9 protein-coding genes and 1 other RNA gene are annotated in these 12548 nt (G+C 37.5%); 1 reads left to right on the top strand and 9 read right to left on the bottom strand.

The genetic code is table 11. The annotated features are described in order from the left end of the window. The first annotated feature begins 8 nt into the window (after positions 1 to 8). Positions 9 to 326, top strand: coding sequence for a metal-sulfur cluster assembly factor (locus PZE06_RS06230; RefSeq protein ID WP_150914715.1), 318 nt, complete (start codon positions 9 to 11; stop codon positions 324 to 326). Between the two features lie 238 nt (positions 327 to 564). On the opposite strand, the gene PZE06_RS06225 is transcribed toward PZE06_RS06230, so the two are convergent. The 9 genes from PZE06_RS06225 to PZE06_RS06185 form a co-directional block, all read right to left on the bottom strand. Then, positions 565 to 2487, bottom strand: coding sequence for an ATP-dependent DNA helicase (locus PZE06_RS06225; protein ID WP_150914716.1), 1923 nt, complete (start codon positions 2485 to 2487; stop codon positions 565 to 567). Positions 2488 to 2706: 219 nt separating this feature from the next. Then, complete coding sequence (locus PZE06_RS06220; protein ID WP_191963166.1) at positions 2707 to 2883, bottom strand: hypothetical protein; 177 nt, start codon at positions 2881 to 2883, stop codon at positions 2707 to 2709. A gap of 37 nt (positions 2884 to 2920) precedes the next feature. Then, positions 2921 to 4090: a THUMP domain-containing class I SAM-dependent RNA methyltransferase gene (locus PZE06_RS06215; protein WP_150914717.1), complete on the bottom strand. Its 1170-nt coding sequence runs from the start codon at positions 4088 to 4090 to the stop codon at positions 2921 to 2923. Positions 4091 to 4290: 200 nt separating this feature from the next. After that, complete coding sequence (locus PZE06_RS06210; protein ID WP_225310616.1) at positions 4291 to 6360, bottom strand: sensor domain-containing protein; 2070 nt, start codon at positions 6358 to 6360, stop codon at positions 4291 to 4293. 561 nt (positions 6361 to 6921) lie between these two features. Beyond that, an RNA gene (gene rnpB, locus PZE06_RS06205) (RNase P RNA component class B) lies at positions 6922 to 7330 on the bottom strand. 79 nt (positions 7331 to 7409) lie between these two features. After that, a complete protein-coding gene (gene gpsB, locus PZE06_RS06200) occupies positions 7410 to 7721 on the bottom strand; it encodes a cell division regulator GpsB (protein ID WP_150914718.1) in 312 nt (103 codons plus the stop codon). A gap of 220 nt (positions 7722 to 7941) precedes the next feature. After that, entirely contained in the window at positions 7942 to 8505 is a 564-nt protein-coding gene (locus PZE06_RS06195) for an SLOG family protein (RefSeq protein WP_150914719.1), read from the bottom strand. A gap of 331 nt (positions 8506 to 8836) precedes the next feature. Then, positions 8837 to 10111, bottom strand: a complete 1275-nt coding sequence (locus PZE06_RS06190) for a ribonuclease H-like domain-containing protein (RefSeq protein ID WP_150914720.1) — start codon at positions 10109 to 10111, stop codon at positions 8837 to 8839. A gap of 17 nt (positions 10112 to 10128) precedes the next feature. Next, positions 10129 to 12402, bottom strand: coding sequence for a DEAD/DEAH box helicase (locus tag PZE06_RS06185; RefSeq protein ID WP_150914721.1), 2274 nt, complete (start codon positions 12400 to 12402; stop codon positions 10129 to 10131). Between the last annotated feature and the right edge of the window lie 146 nt (positions 12403 to 12548).

The following is a 12548-nucleotide window of genomic DNA, read 5'->3' as shown; positions in this document are numbered from 1 at the left end:
TTACGAAAATGAATCTACAAGAACAAATTGCCTTAGTAGATAAAATTCGCGAGCATTTAAAAAAGGTAATGGACCCGGAATTAAATATTAACGTCGTCGACCTTGGACTTATTTACGATATCTCTCTCGTTGAGGAAAATGCGGTGGAAATCGTCATGACGTTAACCACTCCCGGTTGTCCTTTACATGACAGCATTATTGGCGGTGTTAAACATTGTGTACTCGAGCTTGAAGAAATTGACCATGCTGAAATCCAACTTGTGTGGGAACCTGCTTGGTCGCCTGAAAAAATGACAGAGGCAGGCTTAAAAGCGATTGGACGATAAAACTGAATCATAATAAGTATCTCTTAAAAGTAGTTCCTCTAAATTACTGCTGTTCCTCAAATATTCAAAATCATTTGAAAAGCTATACAAACTTAAAGCTAGAGCACCCCCTTTAACACTTTGGCAACTTAAATTTACACAATTGGAGCTTTGAAGCAGAAAGTTGTTCTTAACTATAGGCGAAAAACCCCCCTTCATATGAACGATTCTTCGTTCTCTGAAGGGGGGCAATTGTGTTTTAATATTCTTTTGCTTTTACAGGAAGGACTTGCTTTACTTTTTCCAATACGTAATTATTTAACTTGTCATCAATTAAAACATGAACACTTCCACAATCGTCGTGTGTACGGATAAGGCGCCCAATTCCTTGCCGTAAACGAAGGATCATGTAAGGCATATCCACTTCTTCAAATGGATTTTCAGCTCCTTCACGTTTAGCAGTAAAGACCGGATCATGTGGAGGAAAAGGTAAATCAAAAATAATAACATTCTCGAGTGCTCTACCAGGAATATCTAACCCTTCCCATAAATGGATTGCACAAAGAACCGAATCAACCTCGTTTTGAAAACGAGCAACTAAAGTACTAATTTCCGCATCTCCCTCGAAATAAATGGGAAATTCAGTCTGTCCGTCAGAAAATGCTTTAAATTGCTTTAAATCTTCATCTTTTGTAAAAAGAACGAGCGCTTTTCCATTAGATGCACGAAGTTGTTCAAGCGTATATTTATACTTTTCTAGCAGATTCTCATGATTAAAAGTAGGCATATGGATCATCATCTTTTCTTCATAATCGAAAGGTGACTTCACAGAGAATGATAAATAATTATCAATGCCCAAACTCTTCGCAATATATTGCAATGACCCGTTTTCTGATAATGTTGCTGATGAAAAGATAAAAGGTTTCTTTTGCGAAAAAACATCCTCTCTCATAATGTCTTCAACCATTCTTGGCATGATCACGAGTGTCCTTTCCTCATTCACTGCTTCGAACCAAATTATCCCTTTTAACTCCTTTAAAAATAAAGATAACGAATACGTAATTTGTTCTAAATATTCCTCAACAATTTTCAAATCATATTCATTAATCACGTACATTTCACTTTCAAATACAAGCTCCTCCTCAAGCTCCATAAGAAGGTTTTGCAATGTTTTTGCTTGAGCTAACACCTTAGGCGTCTTCGTAAGCATTTGTTTTTCCGAATCCCCATTTTTACTTGCCACTTTTGTAATTTCAGCAAAAAAGCGTTCGTTTTCAATGATTGCTTTGTCAATAATGTGAAGCGTTTTTTCGCGTACATCATTCTCCATCAATTTTGTCAGCAATGTCTCAAGCGTCAACTCTGAAAGTCTATAAGTGAGAGCTTTTTGGCTAGCATATTCAAGCAAATGTCCTTCATCAAAAACAACAGACGAGCTTTCTGGTAACAGTGGTAGCTGTCCTTCTCTTTTTCTTGATTCCTTTGTCCAAATATGTTCCATATAAAAATCATGAGAGCAAATAATTAAATCTGTCGCATTCCGATAATAGTCCCGGTGTAACGTTTGACCACAACGATGCCTCAAGTCACATGAAAAGCAGTCCTGTAGCGGATCCCAGCCAATATTTCGCCATTGTTGATTGGTTAATTGTGGGTAGTCCTTTCGATCTCCATAGCGGGAAAAAGCCTGCATCGAAGTATCACTATGAACAAATGCAGGGAGCTCGTCGTAAACTTCGCTATACGGTGCCCCTTCCAAAACAGACTTGTCTAATTTCTTCAAACACAAATATTGATCTCTTGACTTTGCTAATCGAACATCAATCGTTAAATCAAGTGCTTTTTCAAGACGGGCGATATCGCCTTCCTTTTTAACAAGCTGTTCGATTAAATTTTCATCAGCACAAGCAATGATTGCCGGTTTATTCATATATCGTGCATAGCATATGGCATATAGTAGATAAACAATTGTTTTCCCGGTACCCACACCGGCTTCTGCAAAGATTACTTTTTTTTCCTTAAAGGCCTTCTCTAATTGAAAAGCCATATAAACTTGCTCATCCCGAAGCTCAAAGCCCGCTTCAGGTAAAATATCGTAAAAAACATCTCCAATCCATTCCCCTAATTTATCGATAAAGGTTTCGGTCTTCGAAACTGTAAAAGGCAATTTAGTTTTATGCATGAATATCCTCCACTAATTCTTTCTTCTCTCCACAACTACTATAAACATTTACTTGATCACACTAACTGTAAAAAAACGTTCTATGGTATAAATCAGTACCTTACTATGACCTAAACCCATCATTTAGCATACTCAGCATATACCTATAATACAAGAAAAAAGACTAACTCTGAATCGAAATAGAGTCAGTCCTTTGACTGAATTTGTTTTTGAAGCCCATTACCCATTCATTCGTGATAAAGAATATGACAACGCTCGTTTCAATTCTTCTTTTGCATTCACAAGCTCCTCTAATACTGAGGATTGAAGCTCTTCATTTTGCTCAAGTTCGAGTGCTTCAATCGTGTACGATAAGGCACGTTCGATCGTATTAAAATCAATAGCAGAATATCTCATTGCCACTCCTCCAAATCCAATTAATGACAATAGTATTCTATTCTTTTAATCGTTTGTTTATACCTTCATCCTTATTCTTTGGAGGTCTTTTCCCCCAATACTGGTAATAATCAGTTTTAATAAACCCATTAAATAATTTTCTTTTCTTTGTTGCTGGCTTGCCATAGCATGCCTCAAAATTTTCATTTGCGGTAAGCATATAGACAGACCATGTATCATAAGGGGCCAAAGCCTGTCCCATTTCGCGGTACATCTTTTCAACCGCTTCTTTATCCCCTAATCTTTCGCCATACGGTGGGTTTCCAACGATTACTCCGTATTCCTTCGTTGTCGTAAAATCTTTCACCTGCATTTGTTTAAAGGTAAGCAAATCAGCAAATCCTGCTTCAATTGCATTTTCACTAGCGATCTTAACCATACGATGATCCAAATCAGAGCCTGTAATATCAATAGGCTGATCGTAGCGAGCGAGATCTTCCGCCTCCATTCTACCTTCATCCCAATGCTTCGCAGTAATCCAACCCCAATTTTCTGAAATAAACTCTCGATTAAAGCCAGGGGCAATATTTTGTCCAATTAAAGCAGCTTCAATTGGAAGTGTCCCGGATCCGCAAAATGGATCAACAAAAGGACGATCAGGAGTCCAATTCGTTAATAAAACTAATGCCGCCGCCAAAGTTTCTTTAATAGGTGCTTCCCCTTGTCCTATGCGGTAGCCTCTGCGATGCAGCCCTGCACCACTGCAATCAATCGTTAACAAAGCTTTATCTTTTAATAATGAAACTTCGATTTTAAATAGCGGGCCATTTTCTTCAAACCAACTTGTTTTTTTATAATGTTTACGGAGTCGTTCTACAATTGCTTTTTTAACAATTGCTTGACAATCAGATACGCTGAATAATTTTGATTTCACAGATTTCCCAGAAACAGGAAATTCAGCATTTTCAGGTAAAAACTGTTCCCAAGGCAACGCCTTTGTTCTTTCAAAAAGTTCATCAAAGGTCGTTGCTTTAAACTCTCCCACTACTAATTTAATCCGATCTGCGGTTCTGAGCCACAAATTGCTGCGTACTATAGCAAGCTCATCACCACGAAAGTTAATACGGCCATTGTCCACTTCACATTCATAACCAAGTGCTCTTACTTCCTTCGCCACTATTGCTTCTAACCCCATTGCAGCAGTAGCAATTAATTGATATTTAGACATTTTTTCACCCTTTATTTAATAGCTTTGCTATGATGTCGGTGTTGATTATAGTTCAATTTTTCTCTGATTCATCAACCGTAAGGAGAAAATGAGATTTCTTACGGCTTCATGGAATCAGAAGAACCTCCAGTTCTACTAAAAAAATTATAAAACCAAGGTTTCACATGCAATGAGTCAAAAAATTTGTTCAACAATTCTGTTTAACAAAGCCAATTTAATAGATCTTCTTCCCACTCTGCGAGAAAACGAATGAGTTCTGCAAGCGGAAGTGGTTTTGTGATATAAAAACCTTGGATATGATCACAGTTTTCTGTTTTCAAAAATAATAATTGTTTTTTGTTCTCCACGCCTTCGGCAACAACCGAGAGATTTAAGCGATGTGCAATCGAAATGATCGCTTCCACAATACTGGAATCGTCATGATATTTGTTAAGATTTTCAATAAAGCTTTTATCTATTTTCAGTCTATCCAATGGAAAACGGTTTAAATAACTCAAAGATGAATAACCTGTTCCAAAATCATCAATCGACAGCTTTATCCCTAACTTTTTCAGCTTCACTAATTTACTTATTGTTTGTGAAGCATTCGGCATAATCATACTCTCCGTTAACTCAAAATCAAGTAAATGAGGATTAATATTTGTTTGCTGCAAAATGGCTTCTACTGATTTCACAAAGTTTTCTTGATTGAAATGAAGGGCAGAGATGTTAATACTGACGCTCAAATTGGAATGGCCAAGTAAATGAAGCTGTTGTGCATCCTCACACGCTTGTTTTATAACCCATTCACTAATCGGTATGATTAGTCCAGTTTCCTCCGCTAATGGGATAAATTGTTCCGGTGAAATGATCTCTTGCCCTTCCCGCTTCCAGCGAATTAATGCTTCAATTCCAATAATTTTTCCTGTTTTCAGGTGGATTTGCGGTTGATAAACTAGAAAAAATTCTTTTTGCTCAAGCGCTTTGCGAAGGCCAACTTCCATTTTCATTTGCTTTGATTCATCATGATGCATTTCTTCATGATAAAGCTGATAATGATTTCTCCCACTGGATTTTGCTTTATACATGGCCTTATCAGCATTCCGCAACAGTGTTTCTAATGAATGACCATCAAGTGGAAATAAGCTAATTCCAATACTAGTTGAAACATACACTTCATGATGTTTCAATATAAAAGAAGAAGTCGAAAGCGTTTGGATTATATCCTCGGCCACGTTGACAGCCTCTTTCGGATGCTTAATATTAGATAGGACGATCACAAATTCGTCTCCTCCCAATCTTGCAATTAAGTCTTTATTTTTGATCAAGCCTTTTAGCCGAAAAGAGACTTCCTTCAAAAGCTGATCGCCGTAATTATGTCCAAGTGTATCATTAATATGTTTAAACCGGTCTAAATCTAAAAATAAAACAGCAAGTTGCTGATTATATTTGGAAGCTGTGTCAATAAGACTTTCTAAATGGGTATTCAATGTATAGCGATTGGCGACGCCTGTCAAAGAATCGTAATGGGCGAGTTGTCTTAATTTTTCCTCTGTATGTTTTCGGTCAGTAATATCAGAAAAGACCGCGACAAAGTTCGTAATTTCTCCTTTGTCATCCTTAATTGAACTAATGGTCAGCCACTCAGGGTAAACATCGCCATTCTTCTTTTTATTCCAAATCTCTCCTTGCCATTTACCTTTTGTCAAGACACTATTCCACATCTCATGGTAAAACTGAGGACCATGAATTCCCGATTGAAAAATCCTTGGGTTATGTCCATATACTTCTTCTTCAACATAGCCGGTTACAAGTTCAAAAGCAGGGTTGACAGATAGTATATTGCCGTCTTTATCTGTAACAATGACACCCTCGCTTATATTTTCAAGTACCTTTGCTGCTAACTGCCTTTCATTTTCGTAATTCTTCTGTTTTGTCATGTCCCTAAAAACGACGGCATATTCTTTTATTTTGCCAGTTGAATCAAAAATAGTACGGATATTCATGAATTCTATATAAACTTCCCCATTGAAGCGCTTTTTGGCAACCTCGCCTGTCCACCTATGATGTTCGAAAAGATGAGCAATGATCCTTTGATAATCCGTTAAGTTGCAAAATAAGATGGAATAGTCTTTACCAGTAAGCAGTTGTTCTTTATAGCCAATAACTTCTTGGGCCCAAAGGTTTAGCTTAACGATTTTTAACTGTTCATCTAACACGATGATCCCCTCTTGCATTTGCATAAAAACGGTATTGGCCAATGAGTGATATTCAGAATTAAGCTCAACCACTTAAAATACCTCCATTGTCAGTCGACATTTCCATAGTTACACTATTTTATTAAATCATAAGAAGGCAATGGATAAAAACCATATGTATGTCATTTATGTTAAAAAACAAGTATGGAGAAAATAGATAAATTTTTCTTAAGAACAACTCTTTATTAATGTTAGCGTTAATTTTTGGCTCATTTCGTGTAGGACCAACGTTGCACACGATATGAGCCAAAAATGGTTTAATCAACGATATTTATTTACAAAAAGCACGTGACACCTTCGAAACCATTAAAGTTCAAATTATTTCTGAGCGGATGAAGTAAAGCATTCCCTTCGTGCTCATCGCCGTAAAAACTATGAAGGGCCTGTTCTTTTGATATGGTAGTTATAAGACCCAAAAGCAAATTTTACTAAACGTAAAATTTGTTAGCTTGCACAAAATTGGATACGCCCATGAAAAGACTATCGACAATGAACTCAGCATTTCCTAAACTGCAAGAAAAGCCCTCCTCTACGGAGAGCTTTTCCTAACTATCTTTCTTTCACTTACTAATAATGATAAGGTCCTTAATAACGCTCTGTAAGCCATGTTTTGTTCCTTCGTACTGCAAACGACCTTCGTCTTGTACTCCGGTGGTAATCATCTATCTACAGGTTATATTTAACCTGTCCTTCTTTCTCGTTCATTTCCTTAAAGAAGGTGCCCCTACCATAATTTGGGTTTCTCGCTCGTGGGGTTTACCTCGTTCCACCCTACTCATTTCTAAGCAGGCTCCGTCACTGTGGCACTTTAAAGGTAATCATACCATATCCTTAAGACTTAGGTATTTTCCCTGCCGTCAAAAAGGAAGAAGCACAGCCTCTTCCTTAATGCCCTAGCTTATCGTTTCGCTAGGCACGAACACTACAGACATCTCAGCCTGTGCGAGCATGGACTTTCCTCTACAATTTGCCAATAAGCTTATTGCAGCGATTACCCGAACGTTATTAAAAAACTACAAGCATTATTATATGTAAGAATGAAAAGAATAGCAATGGAAATAATTAGATGTTCCCATCCTCAATCAATCGTATAGCTTGCTTCCAAACACATGCTTTTCAAGATTTGATAGTCTTTTTAAGATATCGAAGTTTGTCGTTCCACTTGTTTGCGGAGCTGGTGCTGGAGCAGGACGCTTATTCGATTCTTCAGCCAATCTTTTTAGCCTAATATTCTCTTGTTGAAGCTCTTCTATTTCTGCTTGCATTGTTTCATAGTCCTTGATTATAATATCAAGAAATTTATCTACATCCTCTGGTTTATAGCCTCTCATGGCTGTTTTAAACTCTTTTTCCAAAATATCTTTAGCCGTTAATTTGATTTTATCTGAAAGCATATATTCACCTCTAAACGCCAATCGTTATCATTATTTTTTCAAAAATATGCAACTTTGTCAATTTTTCTTTTGGGGAAGTGACATTTTCTATAGAAAATTTATTAAAGAGGCTGAATTTACTATTATAAATTTCACTCCCATTTAGACCACACGCATAATTAAATGCTCGTATTAATTCAAAATCCGTTATCCATTCACGAAAGCTTGCCGGTGCTACTTTTTAAAAATCGGTACTCTTCATTTGTTCTTCTTCAACGACTGACTGTAAATCGTAAAAATCAATTAAGTAAATTTGATATGAGTGATTTTCTTGATATTTACGTGCTGTTTCGTACAAGAATTTAGGGCTGCCTTCTTTGTCAAAATCGTATAAAAGGATTAATGCATCACTCTTCTCAACTAAAAACTGGTTTTTCAGACGAAATTGCCAAGGATTCTCGTATCGTTTCTTTGTAATAGAGTCAACATAATCAGCTTGCATCAAGATTGATTCATACCGTTCCTTGTTCTCATCCTTCCAGTTTTCTTCTTGATTCAAAAACGGAGTTATAACCGCAAGCTTTAAATCTTGATATCCTTCAAGTTGCAAGTCTAATACGACTTCTGCTCCCCAAAGCTCAGCGCCTAATTGACCGCTAATAATGACCCATTCTAATCCTTCATCTAAACGGAAAAGCAATTGTTTTTTTATCGCTAATTTAATGTATTCAACAGCCGGATCATTATGACTAAATAATCCAAGCTCGTGTGGTTTATATCCTGAAATGACTGCTACTTTACTCAAATGATTAGCAAGCTCCTTATGTAAAAAGGCACCAGTACGTCTGGTCCCTTATCTTAATCAAATGTTTCTATCACTTTTCATTCTTCTACTTTAATCCCATTAGCAGATATGCGTTACGACGACTTTATATCCATTTTCAGAAGCGCTTAGACGATAAAAAAAGCGTAAGTCTTTATGTTGGAAAAAATAATCGCCGTTAAACAAATAATAACAAAAAACAATAATAGAATCACTTTTTGCAATTTCTTCACTCACTTCAATTTTTTCATTTGAACATTCTTACATACGTTCCCTATTTTAACGGTGGATAAAGACTTAGACAACTAGGGAATTAGTGGTTTTTTCTCGCACCCTGCTGTTTTCTCGTAATTCTTGCTATTCTTTTTTCTACTTCTTGTAACGTTGCAGAATCTTTTCCTTTCCAAAGGGCCATTTTCTCCTGCAATATGTGCAAAGCTTTTTCTGAATAGTACAGGGCTGACTCTAACTCTTTCTGATGGTGCTCATAGTATTTCGCAAGTTCTAAGCAAACCTCAAAGATGATATTTTTATGATTTGCATTCACCAGCTCTTTCCATAACTGAACGGCTTTTTCCCATTCTTTTTGTTTTTTTAACTCATACGAGAGAGCTAGCTTAGCTTTTAAAGCGCTCTGTTCTGTCCCCTTCGCGACAAGAGATAAATTTTCTAATGCACCTGCCCTTTCTCCTAATGAGGCATACCACCTACCTACTTCATAGCCCTCCGAAATCGTCCTTGATTGATCGATATTTAAAAGCTGAAAACTAATATGAGTATATAGGGTAATAAGGGATAATATATCCATCTCATTATGCTGTAGTATTCCAAGCATCCCTTCTGGTTTTTGTGTTTCAACAAAGTCAAAGTAAATCATCGGTGCAAGATAGCCCGGTACATCTTCTTGTCGTTCAATCCCTAATATTTCCTTTTCAACGATCGAAAGCTTAAGTCTATCAAGCTTATGCTTCCATAAGCGCCTAGCCGCATGAAAAAGATCAAAATGACCGAAAGCTGGTAGCTTAGGAACAAGTTCTCTTATCAGCGTGTGCCTCGTTTTCACCTGAGGCCAATCAAAAGCTTTGCCGTTGTAGGTCACAAGTGTTCGATAATCAATCCTTTCTAAGAAACTTTGATATAGAGGTACCTCTGCTGCTGGATGAGGAAGGAAATGCTGGCGTAGCACAACTTTATCTTTTTTTACTGAGGCATATCCTAATAAGAAAATCGTATTCCCTGTTCCTCCACCAAGTCCAGTTGTTTCCGTATCGAAAAAAAATAATTGTTCATGGCTATATCCTTTTGCAGATAATGGGTGTTGAACGGTGCTCGTATTCCAAGCTTGAATCGCATCGACAAATTGAGCAAAGGTATATTTTCCATACTTTTGCTCTAATGGGAATTCCCTTTCTCGGATCAAGCAAAAATCACCATCATAATAATATGGTTTGACAAAATGTTGCTCCCATTGCTCTTGAACCGGGACTGTTCCCTCAAGCTCTCTCGTTGCTTGAGGCGATTTGGACTCTTCCATTTTTTCACTTCGAATATGCGGCTTTAAGCGGTTTAATTTGTTTCGAAATGACAATATTCACACTTCCTTAATTAACTCGTTTGCTTTAAGAATTGCTCGAAAATCTGCAAAGCATCGCGCTTCGCATCACGACTCGTTGTGTCAGTACCGATACAAGAAGGGCAGCCGTTCTCACATTGACAACGGGCAATCATCCCCTTTGCTTCCTTAAGAACATTTTCCATACCGTCATAAATTTTCTCACTTAATCCAATTCCCCCTGGATAGCGGTCATAAAAGAAAATCGTCGGTTTTTCATTATGGACTGCTTTCACCTGCGGTACAACATGAATATCCCCTGAATCACACATGACAAAAATCGGAGCGATATAGCGCAAAGCATGGGCTGCACCGAGCAAGCCTTGTTCCATTCTTGATTCAGACATTTCCAGTCCTTCCTTAAACGAAATCCATGCAGAGCTTGTATGCAGTTCCTCCTCTGGAAGCGAAATCGGTCCAGAACCGATATTTTCATGGCTGTCAAATTTAATCTTTTTAAAAATCGTCGCTTTCGCTAATATACTTACGTCGCCGTAGGCCACTTCTGTATCATGAAGCAAACGACTTTTATCCATTTCGAGCACTTTCAATTCAACAGCAAGATTGGCATCTGTAAAGTAATCGACATCCACTTCCCTAACAAAAGCCTTCTTTTCTTCCCAGTCAAGCTTTTCCACTTGGTACTGAATTCCTTGATGTAAGTAGATTGCTTCTTCATGTAAAAGCGTCATGGCTGAAAATCGATCCATTTCACCAATTACTTTCACATTGGCAATATTTGATTGGTCTATAATGACGATATTTTCCTGTGAAGCAGAACGAAGGCTAATATTATGAGCTGGAAATGAATCATTCATCCAATACCACTTATCACCTCGTTGATAAAGAACTCTTTCTTCGACTAAATATTCTAAAACATCCTCTGTTTCAAACGCACCAAAATGCTCACCTTTTTTAAAAGGAAGCTCGTATGCTGCACATTTAAGATGATCGATAAGAATAATTAAATTATCTGGATTAATTCTCGCTGTTTCAGGACTTCTTGTAAAAAAATAATCTGGGTGTTCAATGATATATTGGTCTAATGGACTGGAGCTGGCTACCATGATGACTAATGACTCGCTATGCCTTCTCCCTGCTCGTCCTGCTTGCTGCCATGAGCTCGCTATCGATCCTGGGTATCCAGTCATGATACAAACTTGGAGTTGCCCAATATCAACCCCCAACTCCAAAGCATTCGTGCTTACAACCCCATAAATATCCCCATTGCGCAATCCTTTTTCAATCGTCCGCCTTTCAGTGGGCAAATAACCACCTCGATAGCCACGGATTGCTTTTGGTCCAAGCTGGTGTTTGACTAATTCCTGAAGATACGTAAGGAGAATTTCAACTCGTACCCGACTGCGAGCAAAAACAATGGTTTGAATCCGATTCTTCAACAGCTCCCCTGCCAGCTTCCGCACCTCTAAAGTAGCACTCCTGCGAATATTTAAAGGCTTATTCACAATCGGTGGATTATAGAAAAGAAAATGTTTTCTCCCACTTGGTGCCCCGTTATTATCAATTAGCGTCATGTTCTTTCCCGTCAGATTTTCTGCTAGCTCCAATGGGTTAGCGATCGTCGCTGATGTACAAATAAAGATTGGATCAGTTCCATAAAAACGGCAAATTCTCTTTAATCTACGAATCACATTTGCTACATGACTGCCGAAAACACCACGATAAATATGAAGCTCATCAATTATGACATACTTCAAATTCTCAAATAATGACACCCATTTTGTATGATGAGGCAAAATAGCAGAGTGAAGCATATCGGGATTTGTAATCACGATATGCCCTGCTTTCCGAACTTTTTCTCGTATTGAGCCTTGAGTATCTCCATCATATGTATAACTATTAATCGTTAATTCTGCATCATCAATAAGCTCATTAATCTCGCTTTTTTGATCTTGAGCCAGTGCCTTTGTTGGGAAAATATAAAGTGCTCTCGCCTGCGGATTCTCTGTAATAGTTTGCAAGACAGGTAGGTTATAACAAAGGGTTTTCCCAGAAGCAGTTGGGGTTACAGCAACAATACTTTCTCCTTTCTGCACAGTTTCAAAGGCAGAACGTTGATGTGTATATAACTCATGAATACCTCTTTTTTGTAAGGCATTCTTTAAATTTTCATCTATATGAACAGGCAATTCAACCGTCTTTGCTTCCTTCTCCTCAATCGTATGCCAATGTACGATATTTTCCTTAAAGCTGTCTTCTAGCTTTAAAGCCTCTAAAAAATGCTGTAGATTTTTGCGAACCTTCATTGCCCTCACCTCAAATTAAAAGCATGTATTATCCTTTTATTCTAGCGAATAAACGTTCGCAAAAAAAGAATTTTCTACTATTTTTTATTGGCAATTTTTTATGGAAGCAAAATTGTAAAAAAACGTCCGCAAAGAATTTAGAAATA

Origin of the sequence: Robertmurraya sp. DFI.2.37, from assembly GCF_029211245.1 — a bacterium.
Taxonomy (GTDB): Bacteria; Bacillota; Bacilli; order Bacillales; family Cytobacillaceae; genus Robertmurraya; species Robertmurraya methanolica_A.
Note: the sequence above shows the minus strand (reverse complement) of the source record. Positions and strands in the feature narration are given on the sequence as shown.